At 72.5% G+C, this 25,695-nt stretch carries 24 protein-coding genes, 1 tRNA gene and 1 riboswitch; of the genes, 14 read left to right on the top strand and 11 right to left on the bottom strand.

From position 1 onward, the window contains the following. Positions 1-120: 120 nt before the first annotated feature. The 6 genes from AB0P03_RS28470 to AB0P03_RS28495 form a co-directional block, all read right to left on the bottom strand. Positions 121-930: an ABC transporter ATP-binding protein gene (locus tag AB0P03_RS28470; protein WP_350875547.1), complete on the bottom strand. Its 810-nt coding sequence runs from the start codon at positions 928-930 to the stop codon at positions 121-123. After that, positions 923-1,864: an ABC transporter permease gene (locus AB0P03_RS28475; protein ID WP_363585864.1), complete on the bottom strand. Its 942-nt coding sequence runs from the start codon at positions 1,862-1,864 to the stop codon at positions 923-925. The genes AB0P03_RS28470 and AB0P03_RS28475 overlap by 8 nt, the downstream gene beginning before the upstream one ends. 136 nt (positions 1,865-2,000) lie before the next feature. Continuing rightward, the gene (locus AB0P03_RS28480; RefSeq protein ID WP_363585863.1) at positions 2,001-2,900 is read right to left on the bottom strand and encodes a glycosyltransferase; all 900 of its coding nucleotides are present in this window, start codon (positions 2,898-2,900) and stop codon (positions 2,001-2,003) included. Continuing rightward, positions 2,897-3,634 (bottom strand): CDP-alcohol phosphatidyltransferase family protein, encoded by a 738-nt coding sequence (locus tag AB0P03_RS28485; protein WP_363585903.1) that lies wholly within the window; start codon positions 3,632-3,634, stop codon positions 2,897-2,899. The genes AB0P03_RS28480 and AB0P03_RS28485 overlap by 4 nt, the downstream gene beginning before the upstream one ends. Positions 3,635-3,725: 91 nt before the next feature. Continuing rightward, positions 3,726-4,787 (bottom strand): iron-containing alcohol dehydrogenase family protein, encoded by a 1,062-nt coding sequence (locus AB0P03_RS28490; RefSeq protein ID WP_063350092.1) that lies wholly within the window; start codon positions 4,785-4,787, stop codon positions 3,726-3,728. Then, positions 4,775-5,530 (bottom strand): phosphocholine cytidylyltransferase family protein, encoded by a 756-nt coding sequence (locus AB0P03_RS28495; protein WP_363367292.1) that lies wholly within the window; start codon positions 5,528-5,530, stop codon positions 4,775-4,777. Before AB0P03_RS28495 ends, AB0P03_RS28490 begins: the two co-directional genes overlap by 13 nt. Before the next feature lie 493 nt (positions 5,531-6,023). Here AB0P03_RS28495 and idi point away from each other — a divergent pair, with 493 nt between their 5' ends. After that, on the top strand, positions 6,024-6,680 hold the full coding sequence (gene idi / locus AB0P03_RS28500) for an isopentenyl-diphosphate Delta-isomerase (RefSeq protein ID WP_350875539.1): 657 nt from the start codon (positions 6,024-6,026) through the stop codon (positions 6,678-6,680). Between the two features lie 32 nt (positions 6,681-6,712). On the opposite strand, the gene AB0P03_RS28505 is transcribed toward idi, so the two are convergent. After that, positions 6,713-7,132 (bottom strand): ATP-binding protein, encoded by a 420-nt coding sequence (locus AB0P03_RS28505; protein WP_063351556.1) that lies wholly within the window; start codon positions 7,130-7,132, stop codon positions 6,713-6,715. Positions 7,133-7,624: 492 nt separating this feature from the next. Between AB0P03_RS28505 and AB0P03_RS28510 the strand changes: the two genes are divergently transcribed. Both AB0P03_RS28510 and AB0P03_RS28515 read left to right on the top strand, forming a co-directional pair. Further along, positions 7,625-7,709: transfer RNA gene (locus AB0P03_RS28510), tRNA-Leu, on the top strand. Positions 7,710-8,048: 339 nt separating this feature from the next. Continuing rightward, entirely contained in the window at positions 8,049-9,722 is a 1,674-nt protein-coding gene (locus tag AB0P03_RS28515; protein WP_363585862.1) for an APC family permease, read from the top strand. Between the two features lie 130 nt (positions 9,723-9,852). Here AB0P03_RS28515 and AB0P03_RS28520 read toward each other — a convergent pair whose 3' ends face one another. Further along, on the bottom strand, positions 9,853-10,842 hold the full coding sequence (locus AB0P03_RS28520; protein WP_363585861.1) for a class I SAM-dependent methyltransferase: 990 nt from the start codon (positions 10,840-10,842) through the stop codon (positions 9,853-9,855). A gap of 591 nt (positions 10,843-11,433) precedes the next feature. On the opposite strand from AB0P03_RS28520, the gene AB0P03_RS28525 reads away from it, so the two are divergent. Beyond that, positions 11,434-12,864, top strand: a complete 1,431-nt coding sequence (locus AB0P03_RS28525; protein WP_363585860.1) for an aldehyde dehydrogenase family protein — start codon at positions 11,434-11,436, stop codon at positions 12,862-12,864. A 106-nt stretch (positions 12,865-12,970) separates the two neighbouring features. Here the strand turns inward: AB0P03_RS28525 and AB0P03_RS28530 are convergent, their stop codons facing one another. Continuing rightward, complete coding sequence (locus tag AB0P03_RS28530) at positions 12,971-14,461, bottom strand: glycine hydroxymethyltransferase (RefSeq protein ID WP_363585859.1); 1,491 nt, start codon at positions 14,459-14,461, stop codon at positions 12,971-12,973. Positions 14,462-14,490: 29 nt separating this feature from the next. Next, positions 14,491-14,586: riboswitch (ZMP/ZTP riboswitch) on the bottom strand. Between the two features lie 305 nt (positions 14,587-14,891). Here AB0P03_RS28530 and AB0P03_RS28535 point away from each other — a divergent pair. The 4 genes from AB0P03_RS28535 to AB0P03_RS28550 all read left to right on the top strand — a co-directional run bounded on the left by AB0P03_RS28535 (position 14,892) and on the right by AB0P03_RS28550 (position 20,547). Next, a complete protein-coding gene (locus AB0P03_RS28535; protein WP_363585858.1) occupies positions 14,892-15,857 on the top strand; it encodes an ABC transporter permease in 966 nt (321 codons plus the stop codon). Positions 15,858-15,932: 75 nt separating this feature from the next. After that, positions 15,933-17,684, top strand: coding sequence for an ABC transporter substrate-binding protein (locus AB0P03_RS28540; protein WP_363585857.1), 1,752 nt, complete (start codon positions 15,933-15,935; stop codon positions 17,682-17,684). A 123-nt stretch (positions 17,685-17,807) separates the two neighbouring features. Next, the gene (locus AB0P03_RS28545; RefSeq protein ID WP_063350084.1) at positions 17,808-18,800 is read left to right on the top strand and encodes an ABC transporter permease; all 993 of its coding nucleotides are present in this window, start codon (positions 17,808-17,810) and stop codon (positions 18,798-18,800) included. 106 nt (positions 18,801-18,906) lie between these two features. Beyond that, the gene (locus tag AB0P03_RS28550; RefSeq protein WP_363585856.1) at positions 18,907-20,547 is read left to right on the top strand and encodes an ABC transporter ATP-binding protein; all 1,641 of its coding nucleotides are present in this window, start codon (positions 18,907-18,909) and stop codon (positions 20,545-20,547) included. Here the strand turns inward: AB0P03_RS28550 and AB0P03_RS28555 are convergent. Further along, a complete protein-coding gene (locus AB0P03_RS28555; RefSeq protein ID WP_363585855.1) occupies positions 20,544-20,810 on the bottom strand; it encodes a hypothetical protein in 267 nt (88 codons plus the stop codon). The genes AB0P03_RS28550 and AB0P03_RS28555 overlap by 4 nt on opposite strands. A gap of 41 nt (positions 20,811-20,851) precedes the next feature. On the opposite strand from AB0P03_RS28555, the gene AB0P03_RS28560 reads away from it, so the two are divergent. Both AB0P03_RS28560 and AB0P03_RS28565 read left to right on the top strand, forming a co-directional pair. Continuing rightward, positions 20,852-21,283, top strand: coding sequence for a cytidine deaminase (locus AB0P03_RS28560; protein ID WP_363585854.1), 432 nt, complete (start codon positions 20,852-20,854; stop codon positions 21,281-21,283). 118 nt (positions 21,284-21,401) lie between these two features. Beyond that, entirely contained in the window at positions 21,402-21,965 is a 564-nt protein-coding gene (locus tag AB0P03_RS28565; RefSeq protein ID WP_363585853.1) for an EF-hand domain-containing protein, read from the top strand. Between the two features lie 81 nt (positions 21,966-22,046). Here AB0P03_RS28565 and AB0P03_RS28570 read toward each other — a convergent pair whose 3' ends face one another. Beyond that, positions 22,047-22,622: a TetR family transcriptional regulator gene (locus tag AB0P03_RS28570; RefSeq protein ID WP_363585852.1), complete on the bottom strand. Its 576-nt coding sequence runs from the start codon at positions 22,620-22,622 to the stop codon at positions 22,047-22,049. A 149-nt stretch (positions 22,623-22,771) separates the two neighbouring features. Here AB0P03_RS28570 and AB0P03_RS28575 point away from each other — a divergent pair, with 149 nt between their 5' ends. From AB0P03_RS28575 to AB0P03_RS28590, 4 genes are all read left to right on the top strand, one after another. Next, positions 22,772-23,365, top strand: a complete 594-nt coding sequence (locus AB0P03_RS28575; protein WP_363585851.1) for a dihydrofolate reductase family protein — start codon at positions 22,772-22,774, stop codon at positions 23,363-23,365. Between the two features lie 120 nt (positions 23,366-23,485). Next, a complete protein-coding gene (locus tag AB0P03_RS28580; protein WP_063350078.1) occupies positions 23,486-23,905 on the top strand; it encodes a gamma-glutamylcyclotransferase family protein in 420 nt (139 codons plus the stop codon). Between the two features lie 103 nt (positions 23,906-24,008). After that, entirely contained in the window at positions 24,009-25,247 is a 1,239-nt protein-coding gene (gene cbiE / locus AB0P03_RS28585; protein ID WP_363585850.1) for a precorrin-6y C5,15-methyltransferase (decarboxylating) subunit CbiE, read from the top strand. Further along, the coding region (locus AB0P03_RS28590) for an SAM-dependent methyltransferase (RefSeq protein WP_363631520.1) at positions 25,244-25,695 on the top strand (452 nt) is incomplete at its 3' end. The genes cbiE and AB0P03_RS28590, both read left to right, overlap by 4 nt.

The following is a 25,695-nucleotide window of genomic DNA, read 5'->3' on the forward strand; positions in this document are numbered from 1 at the left end:
CGCCCGGCGCACGGGGGCGCTCACCCCCGCGGCGGCGGGCCACCCGGGGTACCGGCGGGGGCGCACGAACAGGGGGCCGGCCCCGGAAACCCCGGAACCGGCCCCCTGGACGGCCTGCGGTTACGGGCGCTCGCCGCGCTCGTAGCGGCCGACGACCTCTTCGGTCGGGCCGTCCATGATCAGCTCGCCGGCCTCGATCCAGATCGTCCGCTCGCAGACCTCGCGGATCGAGCTGTTGTCGTGGCTGACCAGGAAGACCGTACCGGCGGACTTGCGCAGTTCGTCGATCCGCTTCTTGCTGCGCTGCTGGAACGCCTGGTCGCCGGTGGCCAGCGCCTCGTCGATCAGCAGCACGTCGTGGGTCTTCGCGGCGGCGATGGCGAAGCGCAGGCGGGCGCCCATGCCGGAGGAGTACGTGCGCATCGGCAGCGAGATGAAGTCGCCCTTCTCGTTGATGCCGGAGAACTCGACGATGTCCTGGTAGCGGCTGCGCACGTCGGCCGGCGCCATGCCCATCGCCAGGCAGCCGAGGATGACGTTGCGCTCACCGGTGAGCTCGTTCATCAGCGCCGCGTTCACGCCCAGCAGCGAGGGCTGGCCGTTGGTGTAGATGCCGCCCTTCTCGGTCGGCAGCAGGCCCGCGATCGCGGCCAGCATGGTCGACTTGCCGGAGCCGTTGGAGCCGATCAGGCCGATCGCCTCGCCCTTGTAGGCGGTGAAGCTGACGCCGCGCACGGCGTGCACCTCGCGCACGCCCGCGGAGCGCTTGCGGCTGATGATGCGGCTCAGCGCCGAGGTGGCGCTGCCCTTGCCGGAGCCGGCGCCGTGCACCCGGTAGACGATGTGCACGTCGTCGACGACGACGGTGGGCTCGCGGGCGACGTCCGCGTCCCGGATGGTGTCCAGCTTGCTCAGTTCGACGTCAGCCACGGCCGTACTCCTCCTCGGCCTTCCAGAAGAAGACGTATCCGATCACGAACATCACGACCGCCCACCCGATGGCGTAGGTCCACTGGTGGTGCGGAAGTACCTGGTGCTGGGGCTGGTGCGGGTTGTAGATGATCGGCGCGAAGGCGTGCCGGAGCAGGTCCATGTAGACCGACGCCGGGTTGAGGGACATCAGCGTCTGGATGTAGTCCGGCCATTCCTTGATCTTGTCCTCGATGCTGAACATCACGCCGGACAGGAACATCCAGGCCCGCATCACGAAGGGGATCAGCTGGGAGATGTCGCTGGTCTTGGAGCCGAGCCGCGCCATGACCAGGGCGATGCCCGTGTTGAACATCATCTGCAGCAGCAGGGCCGGGATGATCAGCAGCCAGGTCCGGCCCGGCTTGATGCCGCTGACCAGCACGGTGCCGACCAGCACCACCATCGAGATCAGCAGCTGCTGGAGCTGGATCACGGTGAACGCGATCGGCAGCGAGGCCCGGGGGAAGTGCAGCGCCCGGATCAGCCCGAGGTTGTCGGCGATCGCCCGGGTGCCGGACTGCACCGCGTTCTGGGTGAACTGGAAGACGAAGACGCCGATGCAGAGCCAGGCGATGTAGGTGTCCGGCGGGAAGTTGTCCTTGCTCTTCAGGATCACACCGAAGACCAGGTAGAACACCGCGCAGTTCAGCAGCGGCGTCACGACCTGCCACAGCTGGCCGAGCTTGGCGTCGGTGTACTGGGCCACCAGGCGGGCGGTGGCGAAGGCCCAGATGAAGTGGCGCCGGGCCCAGAGCTGCTTGGTGTAGGAGATCAGGCCGGGCCGCCTGCCGCTCACGGCCAGGCCGTACTTGTCCGCAAGCTGCTTGGGGGTCAGGCCCGCGTCCACCCCCCTGGGGGATGAGAGGCTGACGGGTTCACTCACTGTCGACACATTCGTCCTTCACGCGGGATCGGTCGGGGCGGCCGGTCGACGGGGGTCCGCCGGCCTTGCGCCGATGGGGATCCACTGGATCACGGGGAGAGTCCGGCCGGTGTGTGGTCACCGGCCGCAGCGATCGATCATTCGATCAGATGACCGGTGGCCGGCCCAGCCTGGTCAATCGCCAAACGGTACGCCATCGCATGGGCCGCCGCGGACCGCAGGGTTCGCGCCAGCCCGCCCGGAACCCGCCCCACCAGGCCTTCAGCGCCTCCGAGGAGGGGCGGCGGGCCAGGGTCAGCAGGAACCAGGTTCCCAGATAGAGAGGCACCAACAGGGCCGGAAGGTTCCGTCTGGCGAGCCAAACCCTGTTACGGGCAATGTTGTGGAAGTAGGTGGCGTGCCGGGCGGGCGAGGTCGTCGGGTGGTGCAGCACCACGTCCGCGCGGTAGTCGATGGCCCAGCCGGCGTCCGCCGCGCGCCACGCGAGGTCGGTCTCCTCGTGGGCGTAGAAGAACTCCGCGGGCAACTGCCCGGCCTGCTCGAACACCGCGCAGCGCACGGCGGTCGCGCCACCCAGGAAGGTGGTCACCCGGGACGAGCGCAGCGGGTCGCTGGCGCGCAGCCGGGGGACGTGCCGGCGCTGGGTCACGCCGGTGTCGGGGTCGGCGATCCGGAAGGCCACGATGCCCAGCTCCGGGTCGGCGGTGAAGGCCTCGCGCAGCAGGCGGGCCGAGTCGGTGCGCGGCAGGTGCCCGTCGTCGTCCAGGAAGAGGACGGCGTCCACGTCCCGGCCGTCGCGGCCGAACAGCTCGATGCCGACGTTGCGCCCGCCCGGGATGCCGAGATTCTCCGGCAGCTCGACGCTGCGCACGCCCTCCGGCAGCGGCGGCAGCTGGGCGCCCTGGCCCACCACGGCCAGCTCGACCGCCGCGCCCTCCTGGGCGCGCACCGATTCGATCAGGGCGGCCAGTTCCTCGGGGCGGTTGCCCATGGTGATGATGACGGCTCCGAGGCGGAAGCTCTCCGCGCTGGTCGGGGCGCTCATCGCAGCCTGCTGGAGAGGACGATGCTCAGCAGGTGCAGCACGGTCTGCAGCATGGCGATCGCCGCCAGCGCCACCACCGCGACCCGGGTGAAGAACAGCCCGCCGTGGACGGCGTCGGCGATCCCGGCCGCGAGGATCAGCAGCGAGGCCTCGACCGCACCGACCAGTCGGTGGAACTTCAGGAAGGAGGCCGCCCGGCGGGCCTTGGCCACCGAGGACGAGCGCGGCACCGAGGCGCTGTCCTCGACCGCCGTCAGGCCGCTGCGGGCCCGGGCCACGTCCACCAGGTCCGTCTCGGACTTGATCAGGATCGCGCCGAGCGCGGCCAGCGTGCCCAGGAACGCCCACTCCCAGTGCGAGCCGCCGCCCTCGCGGTGCAGCAGGTCGGTGGCGCGCAGGCCCAGCCCCGTGAGCAGGGCCGCCTCGGACATGTAGTGGCCGACCCGGTCCAGGTAGACGCCGGTGAGCGAGGTCTGCCGGCGCCAGCGGGCCACCTCGCCGTCCACGCAGTCCAGCAGCAGGTAGACCTGGATCAGCAGGGCCCCCAGGACCGCGCCCGCGATGCCCGGCACGACCAGCGCGGCGCCGGCCAGGACGCCGGTGAACATCATCAGGTACGTCAGGCCGTTCGGCGTGATCGCCGTCACGGTGGAGAGCACGCGGGTGATCCGCAGCGAGATCCGCCGCATGTACAGGCGCCCGGCCCAGTGCTCGGCGCTGCGGCGCTGGAGCATGCCCTCCGGGTGGATCACCGCGCGCAGTTCCTCGATCGAGGGCCGGCGGGTCAGGTCCACCGGGGGCCGCTCGGCGCCCGCGGTGGAGGGGTCAGCTGTTGACGGCTTGGACATAGTCGGCGTACGCGTCCCTGATTGCTGAGGGGGAGAGGTCGAGGTGCTCAAGGATGGTGAAGCGCCCCGGGCGGGTGTTCGGAGCGTAGTGCACCGCGTCGGTGAACTCCGCCTCGGTGAAGCCGATCTGAGCTGCGGTCACCGGCAGCCCGTGGCTCGCCAGGCGCTCCACGATCAGACCGGTCAGCTCGCGCTCGCCCCGCAGGAAGCTGGCGAACGCGGCGCCGAGGCCGACCTGTTCGCCGTGCTGGGCGGAACGCTTGGGGTACAGCACGTCCAGGGCATGCGAGATCTCGTGGCAGGCGCCCGAGGAAGGCCGGGTGCTGCCCGCGATGTTCATCGCGATGCCGGACAGTACCAGGGCTTCCGCGAGGGCCGTGAGGAGGTCCTGATCCTGAGTGTTACCTGGGTGCCGCAGCAGGTTCTCGCCGGCCGAGCGGGCCATCGCCACGGCCAGGCCGTCCACCGGCTCGCCGGTGACCGCGTGCGACAACTCCCAGTCCGCGCAGGCGGAGATGTTGGAGACCACGTCGCCGATGCCGGCTGCCACGAAACGCGGCGGGGCCTGCCGGATCACATCCAGGTCGACGATGATGCCGATCGGGCTGGGCACCCCGTAGGAGCCGCGGCCGGCGTCGTTGTCGAGCGTGGAGACCGGCGAACAGATGCCGTCGTGGGCCAGGTTGGTGGCGACCGCGACCAGCGGCAGTCCGACCCGGGCGGCGGCGTACTTGGCGGCGTCGATGATCTTGCCACCGCCGAGGCCGACCATCGCGTCGTAGTGCCCGCCGCGCACCGACTCGGCCAGGCGCACCGCGCTGTCCAGGCTGCCGTCGTCCACGTTGTACCAGTCGGCGCCGGGCAGGGCCGGCTCCAGGCGCCGGCGCATCGCCGCTCCCGAGCCGTTGCTGATCGCCACCGCGATCCGGCCCGAGGCGGACAGCCGCTGGTCGGCGAGGATGCCGCCGAGCGCGTCCAGCGCGCCCGGGCGGACCTCGACGAACAGCGGCGACGGAACCAGCCGGGTCAGTACTGGCACGCGATCTCCCGCGCCTTCGCCAGGTCGTCGTGGTTGTCGACCTCGACCCAGGAGACCTCGCCGATCGGCTGCACGTCGATCCGCAGGCCGCGGTTGACCATCTCCTGGTAGCCGTCCTCGTAGTACAGCTGCGGGTCGCGCTCGTAGGTGGCGCGCAGCGCGTCGGTCAGGTCGACGGCGGCGGCGGGGTTGATCACGGTGACGCCGATGTACTCGCCGGTGGCCTCGGTCGGGTCCATCAGCTTGGTGATGCGGCGCATGCCGGCGGCCGGGTCGACGACGACCTTCATCTCCTCGTCGGCGAGCTTCTTCACCGTGTCGAGGGCCAGCAGGATGCCGGGGGCGGTGCCGGCCTCGACGAGGCGCTGGTTGCCCTCCAGCATGGTGCGCTGCACGGACGCCGGGTGCACGGTGTCGCCGTTGGCCAGCAGCAGGCCCTCGGCGAAGAGCTCGCGGGCGCACCAGAGCGAGTACGCGTTGTTCCACTCCTCGGCCTTGTCGTTCTCGACCAGGTGGAGCTTGACGCCGTACTTGCTCTCCAGGGCGTCCTTGCGGTCGTACACCGCCTCCTTGCGGTAGCCGACGACGATCGCCGCCTCGCGGATGCCGACCTCGGCGAAGTTGCCGAGGGTGAGGTCCAGCACGGTCCGCTCCCCGTCGACCGGCACCAGCGCCTTGGGCAGGGTGTCGGTGTACGGGCGCAGCCGGCGGCCGGCGCCGGCTGCCAGAACGAGGCCGATCATGCGGGGTCTCCTGATCCGTCGTGCGGTGCGCGGGGCGGTGCGCGCGGGGTGCCGGGGCACCGGCTTTCCGTCCGGCCGGGCCGCGAATCGGCGCGCCGGTGCCGCCGCGAGTGCGGGCACCGTGCCGTAAGCGATGGTAGGCGACCCGGGCGGCCGGCCCGAACGCGGCCGGGGGCTGCGAGGTGACGGGAGGGTGGCGAAGGAGTGATCGAACGCGCGGGCGAGGCAACGATCGAACGCGAGGGGAACGGATACCGAACAGTCCTGCTATTCCGATGACCCTTCCGGGAACGTATCGGGCCCATCTCTGCCCGGAATCGACCTGCCGACGGTCATGATCCGCCCGGTTGTGCGTGGGACCCGTACCCACCGCCACCCATACGGCAGACTGGAGCCCGACGCCGGCGCCGGTGCCCCCGCTGCGTCCGCTGCACCCGGTGTACCGGACGTACCCCGATGCTTCCGTTGCTCCCCCCCTCCCGAAAGAGGCCCCATGCCCCAGAGCCTGCCGACCAACCCGACACACTTCGACTCCGAGATCGACACCGGTCTCGACGTCGAGACGGACGTGACGGTCGCCCCGGGGGCCTCGACCGGGACCGCCGGCGCCGGTCCCGAGATCCTGCTGGAACTGGTCGACGACGAGGGCGTCACCACCGGCACCGCCGAGAAGCTCTGGGCACACCAGCAGCCCGGCCGCCTGCACCGCGCGTTCTCGGTGTTCCTCTTCGACCGCCAGGGGCGGCTGCTGCTCCAGCGGCGGGCGCTCGGCAAGTACCACTCCCCCGGCGTCTGGTCGAACACCTGCTGTGGCCACCCGTACCCGGACGAGCCGCCGTTCGTCGCCGCCGCCCGCCGCACCGCCGAGGAACTCGGCATCGCGCCGGCGCTGCTCTGCGAGGCGGGCACGGTCCGTTACGACCTGCCGGACGAGGCCTCCGGGCTGATCGAGCGGGAGTGGAACCACCTGTTCGTCGGGCTGGTGACCGCGCCCGTCGAGCCCAACCCCGACGAGGTGGACGACTACGCCTTCGTGACCGCGCAGGAGCTGCGGGAACTGCGCGCCGAGCGGCCGTTCTCGGTGTGGTTCGAGACGGTCTTCGAGGCGGCGCTGCCGGGGATCCGGGAGATCGCCGGGCGGGACTGGTAGGCGGGCGGGACCGGTCGGCGGGCCCGCGGCGCTCAGTCGTCGGTCTCCGGGGGGACGGGCAGCGAGGCCCAGATGACCTTGCCGCCCTCCCCCGTCCGCTCCACGTCGCACACCCCGCCGGCCTGCAACGTCACGCTCTTCACCAGCAGCAGGCCGCGGCCGCCGGTCCGCCCGGTGTCGCTCTCCAGCGCCTTCGGCCGGTACGGGTCACCGTCCTCGACCGACACCCGGACCCAGCCCCGGCGGACCGCCAGCTCGGTCGTCACCTCCGGCGACAGCTTCGCCGCGTGCGTCACCGCGTTGCTCACCAGCTCCGAGACGATCAGCAGCACGTCGTCCACCAGCTCCTGGTAGCGCACCCCGGCCATCCCCTGGGCCAGCAGGCGGTCACGGACCGCGTGCCGGGTCAGCGGCACCGAGGCCTCCTCGGCCGGCACCGGGAAGCGCCACACGCCCTCGACCGGTCCGGCGGGTGCGCGTTCCGGCCCGGCGCGTCTCGGCTCGGCGCGTGCGCGCTCCGGCCCGGCGCGTCTCGGCTCGGCCTTCGCCGCCCCGCTGATCTGCTCCACGTCCAGCCGCCCTTCGTCCGCGACCCGGGGGTGTCCGCGACCCGGGAATCAGGCGTTCCGCTCATGGCGCCCTCGATCCACAGAGGCTAGGAGAGGCACCGACGGGACCGTGGCACCGTCGACAACTTGCCCGTGTCGGACCGCTTCCGGCCGGAACGGACCGCAGCCACCGCCGGGGTCGACCGTTTCCTTCGCGCTCGCCACCACTTCGGCCGGGGTTCGCGCACCGTGGCGACCCATCCCAACCAGCCCGACCACCCCTGCCGACCCGGACGTCCCCCCACCCGGGGAAACGCAGGTGAGAAGCACTCCAGAACCCTGGTAATGTTCTCTCTGTCGCCGAGGGGGCGAGAAAAACCCCGAAGCACACACCCTGTCCGGGTGGCGGAATGGCAGACGCGCTAGCTTGAGGTGCTAGTGCCCTTTATCGGGCGTGGGGGTTCAAGTCCCCCCTCGGACACAACCGAATTCCCCGTGGGATCCGAAAGGAACCCGCGGGGAATTTCTTTTTCCCGGCGCGCCGCCGCCGTCCACGGGTTCTCGCGGGTTCTCCCGGATTCTCCCTGCGGACCGGGTGGCCGCCGCGGCGCTCGCGACCCCCCGCAACCGCTGTGACCCAGGCGACTTCTGCGGCTGTCGTGACCCGGAAAGCGGACACGAGATGGCAACGATCGGACAGTTTGAGCTTCCCTTGAGGTATTCGCCCCTTTTGGCCCCATAGGCTGTCTCCGTTTGTCCGGAAACCAGCACAAAAACCACGACACCACCCGATGAAACCCCGAGCGAGAGGACCGATACGTTGAGTGAGCCAGAGTCTCCGACGGCATCACATCAGAACTACCGGCGATCGCTCGGCACCATCAGCCTGACCGCCGTGGGGCTCGGATCCATCATCGGATCCGGGTGGCTGTTCGGCGCCGAGCGCGCCGCCCGGCTGGCCGGCCCCGCGTCGATCCTGGCCTGGGTGATCGGGGCCGCGGTGGCACTGACCATCGCGCTCACCTACAGCGAGCTCGGGTCGATGTTCCCCAAGGCCGGCGGCATGGTCCGGTACGGCCAGTACTCGCACGGCTCGCTGGCCGGCTACCTCGCCGCCTGGGCCAACTGGATCGCCATCGTCTCGGTCATCCCCGGCGAGGCCACCGCCTCCGTCCAGTACATGAGCTCCTGGCACTTCGGCTGGGCGCAGGGGCTGTACAACGGCAAGGAACTCACCCTGAGCGGGGTGGCACTGGCCAGCGTGCTGCTGGTCGGCTACTTCGTCCTCAACTGGTTCGCCATCACGATGTTCGCCAAGACCAACACGGCGATCACCGTCTTCAAGGTCATCGTCCCGACCCTGACCGCCGGCGCGCTGCTGTTCGCCCACTTCGACACCGCCCACTTCACCGACCACGGCGGCTTCGCGCCGAACGGCTGGAGCGCCGTGTTCACCGCCGTCGCGGTGTCCGGCATCGTCTGGGCCTTCAACGGCTTCCAGTCCCCGCTCAACCTGGCCGGCGAGGCCCGCAACCCCGGCAAGTCGCTGCCCAAGGCCGTCATCGGCTCGATCCTGATCGCCCTGGTGATCTACGTCGCGCTGCAGATCGCCTTCCTCGGTGCCATCCCGGCCGCCGACCTGTCGCACGGTTGGAGCAGCCTCGCCTACACCTCGCCGCTCGCCGACCTCGCGATGGTCTGGGGCCTCAACTGGCTCGCCCTGCTGCTGTACGCGGACGCCTTCGTCTCCCCCAGCGGCACCGGCATGATCTACGCCGCCACCACCTCGCGCATGATCCACGGTGTGCAGGAGAACGGCCACCTGCCGAAGATCTTCGGCAAGGTCGACGCCAAGACCGGCATCCCGCGCCCGGCCCTGGTGCTCAACCTGGTGGTCGCCTTCCTGTTCCTCGCGGTCTTCCGCGGCTGGGGCTCGCTGGCCGAGATCGTCTCGGTCGCCACCGTGATCTCGTACGTCACCGGCCCGGTCGCCGTGATGGCACTGCGCCGCCTCGCCCCGGACCTGCCCCGGCCGGTCCGGCTGCGGGCCATGCCGGTCATCGCCCCCGTGGCGATGGTGTTCGGCTCGCTGGTCCTGTACTGGGCCCGCTGGCCGCTCACCGGCAAGGTCATCCTGCTGATGGCCGCCGGTCTGCCGATCTGGGCCTGGTACGAGCTGCGCAAGCCGTGGGCCGAGCTGAAGCCGCACCTGAAGGCGGGCGCCTGGATGGTCGCGTACCTGTTCGTGATGGCCGGTGTCTCCTGGGCCGGCAGCACCGACTTCGGTGGCCAGGGCTACCTGCCCGAGGGCTGGGACCTGCTGGTCGTCGCGGCCATCGCGCTGGCCTTCTACCACTGGGGCGTCGCCAGCGCCTGGGCCAACCCGTCCCTGGCCGCCGTCCGGCGCGAGCTGGCCGAGGAGGCCGCGGCCGGCGAGGGCGCCGACGGCCCTGCGGGCTCCGGGCGGGAGCCGCGGGAGGCCTCGCGGGCCTGAGGGAGCGTGCAACGCCGAAGGGTCGGTCGAGTCGTCGACCGGCCCTTCGGCGTTGACGGGGGCCGGATGGGACAGGACGGGGCGGGGTGCCGGGTCCCGGTCGGACCCGTCGGCCGTCGGGGGGCGGCCGTCAGCCGCGGCGGGCGCGGCGGATGACGGCGGTGACGACCGGGGGGAGCAGGTCGCGGGCGGCGCGCTTGGCGACATTGGCCGGGCGGCGCAGTTCGGCGGCGCGGGCCCGGCGGGCGGCGAGGTCGCGGGCGGCCTCCTCCTGGGCCTCCTGGGCCGCCCGGCGGGACTGCGAGGCCTCGTTCCGGGCCGCCTCGGAGGTCAGCCGCCGGTGGTGGCGGGAGGGGCGGAACGCGTCGATCCCGTCCGAGCTTCCGGTCATCCGGAGCACCTGCTGCCCGTTCAGGGTCTCGGAGCTGAGGTAGCAGCCCTCGGCGAGGTCCACCCGGTCGAGCAGGTCGCGCTGGAACGGCTCCGGATCCCCCCAGGTGCCGTAGAACTTGCACTCGGTCAACATGATCGGCTTGAGCCCGTGGTTGAAGACCGCGCCCCAGGTCGCGGCGGCCACGCCCGGGGTGTGCTGCGAGCGGTAGTCGTCCAGGACGACGACACCCTGGTCCTGGAGCGCGACCCGGGCCACCTGGAGGTCGCCCACGACGTGCTCGTACAGGTGCGAGGCGTCGATGTGGATGAAGCGGAACGTGCCCGCCGCGATCCGCCCGCCGGCCAGGACGGAGGTCGGGGCCTGGATTATCTCCGGCAGTTCCTCGTGGAAGGCGAGGTAGTTGACCTCGAAGGCCGAGCGGGTCAGCGACTTCCGGTAGGAGATGTCCATCTCGGCCGCGTTCTCGTCGTCCGGCGCGTCCGAGTCGAAGAGGTCACAGACGGTGAAGGACTCGCCGGGCTGGAGGTGCTCGCCGATCACGATCGCGCTGCGGCCCAGGTACGCACCCATCTCCAGCAGGTCGCCGGTGACCCCGGTCTTCTCCTGCCGTCCCATGAACCAGTCGAACGAGTGCCGGTCATGCTCCCAGAACCAGCCCGGAACGTCGTCCAGCACGGCTGGTTCGGCAGGCCGCTGCGACTCGTCCTTCAACGCGGCATCGGTCACGGGATGCTCCTTATGCGGTACGGATGACCTGCGGATTTGAGCCAGATCTCAGCCCGGTGGCAGCCCCCGCCCGACCGTGGGACACGCTGGTCCCGGACCATGTGCACCACTACGAACCACTGGCAACAGTAGTGCCTCACCGCTGAGTTCGCTGCAATCTACAGCGGTGCCCGCGGGCGTGAGGAGCTTTTCGCGCAATGATTTTCGCGGACCGTCGTTTCGCTGCCGGAGGGTGAACACGGAGCCTTCGGGACGGTTCGTCCGGTGTCCCGCGGCGGCGGACCACGGCGCGACCGGTCGCGCCGCACGCTGATCGTCAACTGGACGTCCAACGGCGGGCGGTGGAGCTGACGGCGGAGGCGGTGGGGGGCGGCCCGGTGCCGTGGCCGTGCGAGGCCCTTGAGCGGTCGGACGAGCGGCGCGCGGGCGCGGGGCCGAGCCGTCCGACGAGTACACCGCGCGGTTCGCCCCGGGGTGACCCGTCGGCCCACCGGGCCGGATTGGCTCTTGCGCGCGGCCGACCGGGCCGCCTTGACTGGCCCTTTGACTAGCGCTGTTGGTCAATCGGCCGACCGGATGAGAGGACACTCGGTGCAGCAGCACGCGGAGTACGGCGACCAGTACATCGACGGCGCCTGGCGGCCCTCCCTGGATGACGCCGGGTCGATCGAGGTGCTGAACCCGGCGACCGAGCAGGTGCTCGCCACCGTGCCGGCCGGCGGGCCCGCCGACATCGACGCCGCGGTCGCCGCGGCCCGCCGGGCGGCCCGCGGCTGGGCGACGACCGCCCGCGCGGACCGGCTCGCCCTGCTGACCCGGTTGCGGGACGGAATCGCCGCCGCCCAGGAGGAGATCACCGCCACCGTGGTCGCCGAACTCGGCGCCCCGGTCGGCTTCGCCGCCGCCGTGCACGCCGGAGCGCCGCTGACCGTGGCGACCTCCTACCTGACACTGCTCGCCGAGCACCCCTTCGAGGAACGGATCGGCAACTCGGTGGTGCTCGCCGAGCCCGCCGGGGTGGTCGCGGCGATCACGCCGTGGAACTACCCGCTGCACCAGATCGTCGCCAAGGCCGTCCCGGCCCTGGCGGCCGGCTGCCCGGTGGTCCTCAAGCCCGCCGAGGACACCCCGCTGGTGGCCCGGCTGTTCGCCCGGCTGGTGCACGAGGCGGGCTTCCCCGCGGGCACGTTCAACCTGGTGACCGGCACGGGCGTGGTGGCGGGTGCGGCGCTCGCCGCCCATCCGGGCGTGGACATGGTCTCGTTCACCGGATCCACCGCCGTCGGCCGACAGGTCGCCGAGACGGCGGGCCGGGGCCTGAAGCGCGTCGCCCTGGAACTCGGCGGCAAGTCCGCCAACGTGGTGCTGCCGGGCGCGGACCTGGCCCGGGCGGTCAACGTCAACATCGCCAACGTGTTCGCCAACTCGGGCCAGACGTGCAGCGCGTGGACCCGCCTGCTGGTGCACCAGGACCAGTACGAGGAGGCCGTCGCGACGGCCGCGAAGGCCGCCGCCAAGTACGCCCCGGGCGATCCGACCGACCCGCAGACCCGGATCGGCCCGCTGGTCAACGCCAAGCAGCTGGCCAGGGTGCGCGGTTACGTCGAGGGCGCGCTCGCCGCGGGCGCCCGGCTGGTCGTCGGCGGCGCGGAGCCCGTCCCCGGCCTGCCCGCCGGCTTCTACGTCCACCCGACCGTGCTCGCCGACGTCACGGGGGACATGGCGATCGCCCGGGAGGAGGTGTTCGGCCCCGTCCTGGTGGTCCTCCCCTACCGGGACGAGGACCACGCCGCCGAACTCGCCAACGACACCGAGTACGGCCTGGCCGGCGGCGTCTGGGCCGCGGACACCGACACCGCCGCCGCCTTCGCCCGCCGCCTCGACACCGGCCAGGTCGACCTCAACGGCGGCCGCTTCAACCCGCTCGCGCCGTTCGGCGGCTACAAGAGCTCCGGCCTCGGCCGCGAACTGGGCCGCCACGGCCTGGAGGAGTTCCTCCAGTGCAAGTCGCTCCAGTACTGACCGCGGCGCCGAGCGGGGTACCGGCCGCGGCACCGGCTCCGGGCCCGCCGCACGTGGGGCGGCGGGCCCGGGGGTTCGGGCATCGAGGCCGGTCGGGCGGGGCCGGTCAGGTGAGGTCGACGCCCGGGTAGAGGGGGAAGGGGGCGAGGAGGTCGGCGGCGCGCTTGGCGGCGCCGTCGCGCACGGCGTCGTCGAGGCGGTACTGGGCCTTGGAGGGGGCGCCGCCCGCGGTGGTGGTCGGGGTGGTGGCGCGCAGCACGGTGTCGATCAGGGCGGCGATCTCGTCCATCTCGGCGGTGCCGAGGCCGCGGGTGGTGAGCGCCGGGGTGCCGAGGCGCACGCCCGAGGTGTACCAGGCGCCGTTCGGGTCCTGCGGGACGGAGTTGCGGTTGGTGACGACGCCCGAGTCCAGCAGCGCCGCCTCCGCCTGACGACCCGTCAGGCCGTAGCCGGAGACGTCGGCGAGGACGAGGTGGTTGTCGGTGCCGCCGGTGACCAGCCGGCCGCCGCGGCGCAGCAGGCCCTCGGCGAGCGCCCGGGCGTTGTCCACGACGGCGCGGGCGTAGGTCCGGAACTCGGGCCGGCGGGCCTCGGCGAAGGCGACCGCCTTGGCGGCCATGACGTGCGAGAGCGGCCCGCCGAGCACCAACGGGCAGCCGCGGTCGACGTGTTCGGCCAGTTCGGTGTCGCACAGCACCATGCCGCCGCGCGGGCCGCGCAGCGACTTGTGGGTGGTCGTGGTGACGATCTGGGCGTGCTGGACGGGGTCGTGGTCGCCGGTCAGCACCTTGCCCGCGACGAGGCCGGCGAAGTGCGCCATGTCGACCATGAGGGTCGCGCCGACCTCGTCCGCGATCTCGCGCATCCGCCGGAAGTCGACCAGTCGAGGGTAGGCGGAGTAGCCGGCGACCAGGATCAGCGGGCGGAACTCCCGGGCGGTCTCGCGCAGCGCGTCGTAGTCGATCAGGCCGGTGGCCGGGTCGGTGCCGTAGCTGCGCTGGTCGAACATCTTGCCCGAGATGTTGGGTCGGAAGCCGTGGGTGAGGTGGCCCCCGGCGTCCAGGGACATGCCGAGCATCCGCTGGTTGCCGAGCGACTGGCGCAGCTGCGCCCAGTCCTGCTCGGTGAGGTCGTTGACGCCCCGGACCTTGGCCCGCTCCAGCGCCGGGCTCTCCACCCGCCGGGAGAGGACGGCCCAGAAGGCCGTGAGGTTGGCGTCGATGCCGGAGTGCGGCTGGACGTAGGCGTGGTCGGCGCCGAACAGGGCGCGGGCGTGCTCGGCGGCGATGGTCTCGACGGTGTCGACGTTGCGGCAGCCCGCGTAGAAGCGCCGGCCCGCGGTGCCCTCGGCGTACTTGTCGCTGAGCCAGTTGCCCATGGCGAGCAGCACGGCCGGGGAGGCGTAGTTCTCGCTGGCGATCAGCTTGAGCGAGGCGCGCTGGTCCTCCAGCTCCCGGCCGATGGCGGCGGCGATCCGCGGCTCCACGCCGGCGACCACGTCGAGGGCGCTGCGGAAGGCGGTGTCGGCGGCCGCGCCGGCGGCGGTGTGCGGGGCCTGGGCGGCCTCAACGGCATGAGGGGTGTGCGGGGTGGCCAAGGCGGTCTCCTCGTGGTGCACGGACGAGTACGGACGGCCCAGGCGCTCGGCAACTGTCGTGCGGGTGCACGGAGCCGCTTCCCGATGGTCGGTTCCATCCGTGCGCGCCAGTCGCGGCTCCCCGGGATCGTACCAATGCCCGGGGGGATGTGGCGGAGATCTCAGGATTCGGGACGGCACGCCCGTTTCGCCCCTCGATGTCCGTTCTTCCGCAACGCCGGTATTGCGGCGCAATGACGCCGAATGAAGCCGCAATACGCGCCGAAACAATGCCGGGAAAAACCGCCGGAGGTGATTTGCGGACCTCCCCGCGCATCCGGTCTGATGGCGCTCGAACGGCCGACGGGAAACCCCCGGGGGCCGGTTCGGAAATGCACACCAGCGCACCCTCACCCACAGGGCGGCGGAGAATTCGGGGAGTACGCCTCTCATGGCCGTGGTCGAAACAGCAGCGGGCTCCGTCCCCGCACCCGCCGCGCCGAGGCTGCTCGGCCGGCTCCTGCGCGACCGGGTCGGCGCCGCCGCCCTCGCCGTCGTCCTGCTTTTCCTGCTGCTCGCCCTCGCCGCCCCGCTGATCGCCGCCCTGTACGGGAAGAACCCGGTCGAGCACTACGGCCAGAACTCCCCCGGCCTGCTGAGCGACAGCGGCCTGCCCGTCCTGCCGAACGGCGGCATCTCGGGCGACTTCTGGTTCGGCCTGGAGCCGGGGCTCGGCCGGGACGTCCTGACCCAGTTGCTCTACGGCATCCGCACCTCGCTGCTGATCGCCTTCGCCTCCGCCGCCGTGACCACCACGCTCGGTGTGCTGGCCGGGGTCGCGGTCGGCTACCTCGGCGGGATCGCCGACCGGCTGTTCGGCTTCCTGGCCAACGTGCTGCTGGCCTTTCCGACCCTGCTCCTGCTCCTCGCGCTGAGCCCCGTCATCCAGTCCCGACTGGTCGATCCGGGCACCGCGGAACCGGAGTGGATGCAGTTCCTGGTGCTGATCCTGGTCTTCTCCGCGTTCGGCTGGATTCCGCTCGCGCTTTCCCTGCGGGCCACCGTGCGGTCGCTCCGGGAAAGGGATTTCGTGCAGTCCGCCCGGGCCCAGGGCGCCGGCCGATTCCATGTCGTCGTCCACGAACTGCTGCCGAACGTCCGCTCGCAGCTGCTGGTGCACGCCACCATGGCGGTGCCGACCTTCGTCGCCTCCGAAGCGGTGCTGTCCTTCCTCGGCGTCGGCATCACGGAGCCGATCCCGGACTGGGGGCGGATGATCTCCCGCGGCTCCGAGGTCTTCCAGGCCGATCCGACCTACATGGTCTTCCCCGGTGTCGCCCTGCTGCTCTTCGTGCTCGCCTTCAACCTGCTCGGCGACGCCGTCCGGGACGCGCTGGACCCGCGCGCCGCCCGCTGAGCCCCGCCCTTCTCCGTCCATCACCCCAAGCCCGCCCCGACCCGCCCCGGCTCCCGGGGCAAGGAGAGATTCGCCATGCGCTGGACCAGACCGTCCCTCGCCGTCGTCGCCACCGCCCTGCTGGCGACCGCCTGCTCGGCCGGCGCGGGCACCGGCCCGGCGCCCGCCGGGGCGGCCGCCAAGGAGACGTCCCCGCTGACCGCCGCGCTCGGCGGCGAGAAGGAGAGCGCCGGACCGGCCCCCGCCGTTGCCGGCGCCCGCGTGGGCGGCACCGTGAACGTGTACAACAGCGTCGAGTTCCGCCACCTCGACCCGCAGAAGGTCTACGCGGGCGCGACGTACAACGCCTCGCTGCTCTGGGGCCGCCAGCTGACGCAGTACCAGGTCGTCGACGGCAAGGCCAAGCTGGTCGGCGACCTGGCGACCGACACCGGCACCTCCGGCGACGGCGGGCGCACCTGGACGTACAAGCTCAAGGACGGCGTGGCCTGGGAGGACGGCAAGCCGATCACCGCCCAGGACGTCAAGTACGGCATCGAGCGCAGCTTCGGCAAGGGCTACGAGGTCGGCCCGCCGTACTGGCCGCAGTGGCTCACCGGTGAGGCCAGCTACGAGGCGGCGCGCGCCAAGTACGCCGGCCCGCAGGACGGCGACCTGGCCGCGATCGAGACGCCCGACGAGCACACCATCGTCTTCCACTTCCCGCAGCCGCAGGCCGACGTCCCGTACATGGCCGCGCAGTCCTCGTCCTCGCCGGTGCGCCGGGACAAGGACACCGGGACGGACTACGACCGGCAGCCGTTCGCCACCGGCCCCTACCGGATCGTCGAGCACGTCCAGAACACCCGCATGGTGCTGGAGCGCAACCCCGCCTGGAAGGCCGAGACCGACCCGATCCGCAGCCAGTACCCGGACAAGTTCGTCTTCACGTTCGGCAAGGAGGCGCTCAACATCAACCAGGAGATCCTGTCCGGGCGCGACGGCGGCGCCAGCGCCACCACCGCCTCCGACGTGCTCTCCCCCGAGCTGTACCAGACCGCCGACACCGACCCGAAGGCCAAGGACCTGGTCGTCTCCGGGCGCCAGGGCGCCTTCGTCACCCAGCTGGTGATCAACAACGAGCGGGTGCCGGACGTCGAGGTCCGCAAGGCCCTGCACCTCGGCTACCCCCGCCAGCAGGCCCGCCAGGTCCAGGGCGGCTCCCGGATCGGCGAGCTCGCCACCACGCTCAGCTCGCCGGCGCTGATCGACTGGGAGAAGTACGACCTCCACCCGGTCAAGCCCGAAGGCGACCCGGAGGCCGCCAAGGCCGCGCTCGCCAAGGCCAAGCAGGCGCCGACGAGCCTGACCTACGGGTACAAGAACACCCCGGACGGGCAGCGCACCGCGCAGGTGCTGGTGGACGGCTTCGCCAAGTCGGGCATCACCATCGTGCCCAAGCCGATCGACCCCAAGGCGTTCCTGGACGAGGTGCACCGCGCCGACTCCCCGTACGACCTGTTCGAGGAGACCTCCTCCGTCGACTGGCCGACCCCGTCCACGCTGATCCCGTTCTCCTTCGACGGCCGCGCCGGCAGCGACCTCAACTCCGCGCGCTACCGCAACCCGGCGGTGGACAAGGAGATCGACCGGATCAACCAGATCGGCGAGCCGCGCGCCAAGGCCAAGGAGCTGTACGCGCTGGAGAAGACCGTGATGCAGGACGTCCCGGTGCTGCCGTTCGTCTACGCGAACGTCAACCAGGTGCGCGGCTCCAACGTCGGAGGGGCGTTCATCCACCCCATCTACGGCACGGTCAGCCTGGCGTGGCTGTACCTGAAGTCCTGACCGCCGCACCCGCCCCCGCGCCGGTCGGTGCGGGGGCGGGCCCCTGAACTCCCGCACTCCCCGTGCACTCCACGTAGTCCTGCCCCGCGTACGCCTCCCCGTCCCGTCGACCCCGGACCGGCCATGCTCTCCTTCGCCCTGCGGCGGACCCTCCAGGCCCTCGCCGTCCTGGTCGCGGTCTCCGCCGCCGCCTTCGCCCTCTTCTACGCCGCGCCCGCCGACCCGGCCCGCGCCGCCTGCGGCCCGCGCTGCGACAGCGGCCAAGTCGCGGCGGTGCGCCAGAGCATGGGCCTGGACCAGCCGCTGCTCACCCAGTACACCGACTACCTCACCGGGGTCGTCGCCGGGCGCGACATCAGCGACGTGGACGGCTCGGTCATCCACTGCGACGCGCCCTGCCTCGGCTACTCCTACCGGCTGCACCAGCCCGTCACCGAGGCCCTGGCCGACCACCTGCCGGTCACGTTCTCGCTCACCGCCGGCGCCCTCGCCGTCCTGCTGGTGCTCGGCCTCGGCACCGGGTTCGTCTCCGCGCTACGGCACGGCGGCCGCACCGACCGGCTGCTCTCCGGCTTCACCCTCGTCGGCGCCAGCGTGCAGATCTACTTCCTCGGATACGTCGCCCAGTGGGCACTGGTCTACTCCACCGGCCTGCTGCCACTGCCCTCCTACACCCCGCCGACCGAGGACCTCGCGGCCTGGGCGGGCGGGCTGCTGCTCCCCTGGCTCGTCCTCGGATTCGTCAACTCCGCCGTGTTCGCCCGGCTTTCACGCTCCCAGCTGCTGGAGACGATGAACGAGGAGTACGTCCGCACCGCGCGCGGCAAGGGCCTCGGCCGGCTGCGCGCCCACCTCAAGTACACCTCGCGCGGCGCCGCCGGGCCGCTGGTGCAACTGCTCGGCCTGGAGGCCGGAGTGCTGCTCGGCGGGGCGGTCATCACCGAGACGGTGTTCGGGCTGAACGGGGTCGGGCGGTTCGCCGCCCAGGCGGTGTCCGGGCAGGACCTGCCCGCAGTGGTCGGCGCGGTACTGCTGGCCGCCTGCTTCGTGGTGCTGTTCGTCGCGCTGGCCGACCTGGTGGTGGCCTGGCTCGACCCGCGAATCCGCCTGAGCTGACTGGAGCCGTTCGATGACGTCCACTGTTGAGTCCGTGCCCGGGGGCGCGCCCGGAGCCGTGTCGGAGGCCGTTCCTGGGCCTGGTGCCGCGCCTGCCGCAGAGCCCGTGCTGAGCGTTCGCGATCTGACCGTCACCTTCGCCGACCCGCGCGGCGGCGCTCCCGTGACCGCCGTCCAGGGGCTCTCCTTCGACCTGGCCGCCGGTGAAGTCCTCGGCCTGGTCGGCGAGTCGGGCTCCGGCAAGTCGGCCACCGGACTCGCCGTCCTCGGCCTGCACGACCCGCGCACCACCACCGTCACCGGCTCGATCCGGCTGGACGGGCAGGAGCTGGTGGGCGCGACGGAGTCAGCGCTGCGTCCGGTCCGGGGCGGCCGGGCCGCGCTGGTCTTCCAGGACGCGCTCACCTCGCTCAGCCCCTTCCACGGCGTCGGCGCCCAACTCGCCGAGATGTACCGGCTGCACCACCCCGGCGCCGGTCGCGCCGAGGCCCGCCGACGCGCCGCCGCGATGCTCGACCGGGTCGGCATCCCGGCCGCCCGGGTGCGTGACTTCCCGCACCAGTTCTCCGGCGGGATGCGCCAGCGGGTGATGATCGCCATGGCGCTGATGAACGACCCGCAGGTGCTGATCGCCGACGAGCCCACCACCGCCCTGGACTCCCGAGTGCAGCGGCAAGTCCTCGACCTGCTCAGCGAGTTGCAGCGCGAGCACGGCACGGCGGTGCTGCTGGTCAGCCACGACCTCGGCGTGGTCGCCGGAACGACGGACCGCACGCTCGTGCTGCGCGGCGGCGTCCAGGTCGAGTCCGCGCCGACCGCCGAGCTGCTGGCCGCGCCGCGCGAGCCGTACACCCGCGCACTGGTCGGGGCGGCGCTCACCCTGGACTCCGTACCCGGCTCACCACTGCCGACAGTTGACGATCCGTCACCCGTCGCCGCATTCGCGCCCCGGGCTGTCGGGCGCCCCGAGCGCTGGCTCGTCGAGGTGGCGGACCTCGCCGTCCACTTCCCCGGACGGCGCCGCCTCCCCAGCCTGCGCGCCGAGCCCGTCCGGGCAGTGGAGGGCGTAGGACTGCGGATCGCCCCCGGCGAGACGCTCGGACTGGTCGGCGAGTCCGGCTCCGGCAAGTCCACCACCGCCCGCGTCCTGGCCGGCCTCCAACAGCCCACCTCGGGAACGGTGTTGTACGACGGCCAGGACGTCACCCGCCCGGGCCGGGAGCTGCGGCGCCGGCTCAGCCGGGAGATCCAGCTGGTCTTCCAGGACCCGTACGCCTCCCTCAACCCGCGCCGCACCGTCGCCCAGACCCTCGACACCCCGCTGCGCCTGCACACCTCACTCGACGCGGCGCAGCGGCGGGAGCGCTCGGCCGAACTGCTGGACCAGGTCGGGCTGCCCGCCGCCCACCTGGACCGCTACCCGCACGAGTTCTCCGGCGGACAGCGCCAGCGGATCGGCATCGCGCGGGCCCTCGCCCCGCAGCCGCGCCTGATCATCGCGGACGAACCGGTGTCGGCCCTGGACGTCTCGGTCCAGGCGCAGGTGCTCAACCTGCTGATGGAGCTGCGCGAACGCCTCGGCGTCGCCTTCCTGTTCGTCTCGCACGACCTCGCCGTGGTACGGCACTTCTGCGACCGGGTGGCCGTGATGCACCGGGGCCGGCTGGTCGAGTCCACCGACCGCGACCGCCTGTTCAGCGCGCCGCACACCGAGTACACCCGGGAACTGCTGGCCGCAGTGCACTAGCGCTGGCGCCGGTCCTCGCGGGGGGCGGCGGCCGTGAGGGGACTGGCCGTGGCCTCGCGGGGGTCGGTGGGGAGGAGTGCGTAGAGGCGCATGTCGCGGCGCTCGTCGTCGTACCCGGCGGAGGCGGCCGGGACGGTCGTGACCAGCGGGACGTACGGGTCGGTGCCCGCCTCCCGGACCACGGCGAGGTCGGTGAGGCGCCAGGGGCGAAGGATGAAGGGGCCCTCGTAAAGCGTTGGCACGATCAGGGGCGGTCGGTCCATGCTCGAAGCCTGTCATGTGCGATCAAGGAGCCCCAGCGAATATGTCCACCAGCGATCAACCCGACTCCGCAGGAGACCGCGCAGCCGTCGACCGCGAGCTCGTCGAGGCCGCCCGGGCGGTGGCCCGGCGCTACTGCCGGGGCGACAACCACACCGTCGCGGCCGCCGGGCGCAACGCCGACGGGCGGATCGTCACGGCCGTGAACGCCTACCACTTCACCGGCGGCCCGTGCGCGGAGCTCGTCCTCATCGGCGCGGCCGCCGGCCAGGGCGCGTACGACCTCACCACGGTCGTCGCGGTCGGCGACCAGGACCGGGGCGTCGTGCCGCCGTGCGGCCGCTGCCGGCAGGTGCTGCTCGACTACTTCCCGACGGTCGAGGTCATCGTCAAGCGGGGAACGGAGCTGCTCGCCCTGCCCATCCTCGACCTGCTCCCCGAGGCGTACGTCTGGGCCGAGCACCAGGACGGCTAGCGGCCCTGCCTTCGAGTCGCCCGAGTGGCCGTTCGCCCGTCGTTCGGCTGCGCGAGCGCGACTCCAGGCACTAGCGTGCTGGCGACGTGTCGTAGTGATCGCCAACCGAGGGGGCACATTGTCGGACGACCTGCTCACAGCAAAGATCAACCACGGGTTCGACCACCTCGACGCCGACGGCGACGGGCTCCTCACCGAACGGGACCACGCCCTCATGGGCATCGCCGTCGCCCGCTCGCTCGGCCACCAGGAGGGCTCGGAGGCCGAGGCCGTCATCGTCCGCGCGTACCTGACGGTCTGGCACGACCTGCACCTCGCCCACCTGCCCGCCGGCACCGAGGCGATCACCCGCGAACAGTTCGTCCGCTCGACCGGCGCCCTCTCCGATGACCCCGAGGCCGCGCGGACCAGCTTCGGCGCACTCGCCGACGCCTTCCTCGCCGTCGCCGACACCGACCGCAGCGGAACGGTCGACGCCGGCGAGTTCTTCGTCTTCCAGCGCGGCCACTTCGCCGGCCTCTCCCGCGACGACGCCGACGAGGCCTTCCGCCACCTCGACCGCGACGGCGACGGCACCCTCTCCGCAGCCGAGTTCACCAGCGCGATCATCGAGTTCTGGACCAGCCGCGACCCCGACGCCCCCGGCAACTGGTGGACGGGCAAGCCCCCGCACACCCTCTGACACCCCCTCCGGCAGAGCCGCCCCCTCGCCCGCCGGAACGCGAGGCCGGCGGCCGCCCAACTCGCCGTGCCCGCCGGGTGGTCAGGTGGCGGGGACGATGCGCTCGACGATGGTCTCGATCAGGGCGGGCAGGGTGTCGGTGCCCAACACCTCGGGCAGGGTGAGGTGTTCGACGATCAGGCCGGTCATCGCGAGGTAGAGGACGAGGACGGTCTCGCGGTCGCCGGGCAGTCCTCCGTCGAGGTGGTAGGCGACGTTGGCCTCCAGCTGCTCGCGGATGGTGCCGGTGAGCTGGGCCCGCAGGCCGGGGCGGCGGGTGGCCTCCAGGCGCAGTTCGAGCATCGCGAGGTAGCCGGCCCGGTCGGCGGAGATGCGGCGGATCAGGTCGTGCATCAGGGCGGTGACCAGGGCGCGGTCACGCGGGGCCCGCAGCAGGTCGGCGATGACGGCCGGGTCCGGGGTGAGCCGGTGGTGGATGTGCCGGGCGGTCTGGTGGAGCAGGTGGTCGCGGTTGGCGAAGTAGTTGGAGGCCGTGCCGTTGGGGACGCCGGCCTGCACGTCGACCGCGCGGAAGGTGAGGCCGCGGGCGCCGTCGCGGGCGAGGACCTCGATGGCGGCGTCGGCGAGGGCGGTGCGGCGGGCGGGGTTCTGGACCATGGGCCGATTCTCTCTCGCGGGGTTTTCGGGGACCGGGGCGCCCGGGCCTGAAAACATCCCGGCAACCACTATGGCTGGAGTACTATAGTCGGAGTGGTTAGGCGACAGGCCGCGCGGTCCGCGCCGCTTCCCGACTCCAGAGGACCTGCATGCGCAAGCTCAGCTACTTCATCGGCACCACCATCGACGGCTTCATCGCCGGCCCGGACGACAGCTTCGACTTCTTCGCGCCGTTCCTCACCGAGGACTACACCTCGGCGCTCTTCGCCGAGTACCCGGAGACCATCCCCACCCCCGGCCGCGCGGCGTTCGGCATCGCGGAGGCGCCCAACAAGCGCTTCGACACCGTCGTCATGGGCCGCGGCACCTACGCACCGGGGCTGGCCGTGGGCCTCACGAGCCCCTACGCCCACCTGCGGCAGATCGTGGTCTCCCGCACCCTCGGTGCCGGCCCGGACCCGGCGGTGGAGGTCACCGCGGAGGATCCGGTGGCCCTGGTCCGCAGGCTGAAGCAGCAGGACGGGCTCGACATCTGGCTCTGCGGCGGCGCCGACCTGGCCGGCCAGCTGCTGCCCGAGATCGACGAGTTGATCATCAAGCAGTACCCGGTGGTGGCTGGGTCGGGCATCCCGCTGTTCCGCGCGGAGTTCGAGCCCCGCGCCTTCACGCTCACCGACAGCCGCGTCTTCGAGCACGGCAACGTCGTCCTCACCTACGCGCGGACCACCCCGGACGCCGCCTGACGCCCACCACGGGGCGGACGCGCGGGGCGCGGGGCACGGGACACACGGGGCGAGAGGCGCTATCGCGGCGCGGGCACGAGGACGTACCGTGGGCGCTCCCCAAGCCGAGAGGTCGAACCCGTGTCCGAGGAGGCCCTGCCGTTCTTCGTCTACGGCACCCTGCGCAGCGGCGGCCGCAACCACGCCGCCCACCTGGCCGGACGCTGCGCCGACATCCGCCCGGCCGTGCTGGACGGCGCCACGCTGCACGACGGCCCCGGGTACCCGTACGCGGTGCCGGACGCGACGCCCGGGCGCCGGATCGTGGGCGAGCTGATCACCGTACGGCCCGGCGCGTACGCCGGAGCGCTCGCGGCGCTGGACCGGCTGGAGGACTGCCGGGCGGACGGAACCGGCCTGTACGTACGGCGGCGGCTGCCGGTGCGGACGGCGGCGGGCGAGGTGCGGGAGGCCTGGGTGTACTTCGCCGGGCCCGTCGTCGAGAGCCGGCTGCGGGAGCGGCCCGCGGTGATCGACTCGGGGGACTGGGCGGACCGGTAGCGGGGGGCGGGCGGGAGACGACCGGCCGGATACCGCCAGGTAGGCTGCCCCGACAGTTGTTCCCTCTACTCACGGCGCCCGCCGAACGACAAGGAGCCACCCGGTGCCCGAGCTGCCACCCCCGATCACCGTCGTCGGGATCGGGGCCGACGGCTGGCCCGGCCTCTCCACCATCGGCCGCGCCGCCCTACGGGCAGCCGAGGTGGTCGTCGGCGGCCCCCGGCAGCTGAACCTCCTCCCCCACGACGAGGTCGCCGCCGAGCGCGTCCCGTGGCCGTCCCCCCTGCGCCCGGCCGTCCCCGGACTGTTCGCCGCGCACGCGGACCGCCGGGTCGCCGTCCTGGCCAGCGGCGACCCGATGTTCCACGGCATCGGCCGCACCCTCGCCGAGACGGTCGGCGCCGGGCGACTGCGCGTCCTGCCGCACCCCTCCTCCGTCTCCCACGCCTGCGCCCGACTCGGCTGGCCGCTGGAGTCCACCGAGGTGGTCAGCCTGGTCGGCCGCCCGCTGGACACCCTCGCCCTGGCCCTGAACCCCGGCCGCCGCCTGCTCGTGCTGAGCGCCGACGCCACGACCCCGGCCGCCGTCGCCGCGCTGCTCACCGCGCGCGGCTACGGCGCCGCCCGCCTGCGCGTGCTCGAACAGCTCGGCGGCCCGACCGAACGACAGCTCGACGGCACCGCCGACGGCTGGCCGCACCCGCCCGGCGACCCCCTGAACGTCATCGCGGTCGACCTCGGCGACGGCCCCCGCAGCTCGCTCGTCCCCGGCCTGCCCGACGCCGCCTACGAGAGCGACGGCCAGCTCACCAAACGGCACGTGCGCGCCGCCACCCTCGCCGCCCTCGCCCCCTCCCCCGGCGAACTGCTCTGGGACGTCGGCGGCGGCTCCGGCTCGATCGCCGTCGAGTGGCTGCGCGCGCACCGCGACTGCCGGGCCGTCAGCATCGAACGCGACCCGGTGCGGGCCGAGCGGATCGCCCGCAACGCCGCCGCCCTGGGCGTGCCACGACTGCGCGTGGTGACCGGTCCGGCCCCCGCCGCGCTCGCCGAACTCCCCACCCCCGACGCGGTGTTCATCGGCGGCGGCCTCACCGCGACCGGTCTGCTGGACAGTTGCTGGGCCGCCCTGCGGCCGGGCGGCCGGCTGGTCGCCAACACCGTGACGCTGGAATCCGAGGCGCTGCTCACCGAGTGGTACCGGCGCCACGGCGGGGAGCTCGTCAAGCTCGCCGTCGCGCACGCCGTCCCGGTGGGCGGCTTCACCGGGTGGCGGCAGGCCATGCCGGTCACCCAGTGGTCCGCCGTCAAGCCCAACACCCCTCAGGAGAACGCGTCGTGACCGTCCACTTCATCGGAGCCGGCCCCGGCGCCGCCGACCTGATCACCCTGCGCGGCCAGCGCCTCCTGGCCCGCGCCGAGGTCTGCCTCTACGCCGGCAGCCTGGTGCCGCGCGAACTGCTCGACGAATGCCCGCCCGGCGCCCGCCTCGTCGACACCGCGCAGCTCAACCTGGACCAGATCATCGCCGAGCTGGTCCGCGCGCACCAGGCCGGACAGGACGTGGCCCGGCTGCACTCCGGCGACCCGTCCGTCTTCTCCGCCGTCGCCGAGCAGATGCGCCGCCTCGACGCGGCCGGCGTGCCGTACGAGATCGTCCCCGGCGTGCCCGCCTTCGCCGCCGCAGCGGCCGCGCTCAAGCGGGAGCTGACCGTCCCGACCGTCGGCCAGACCGTCATCCTCACCCGGATCGCCAAGCGCGCCACCCCGATGCCCGAGGGCGAGGACCT

The organism is Kitasatospora sp. NPDC088779 (assembly GCF_040685395.1).
Lineage (GTDB): Bacteria > Actinomycetota > Actinomycetes > Streptomycetales > Streptomycetaceae > Kitasatospora.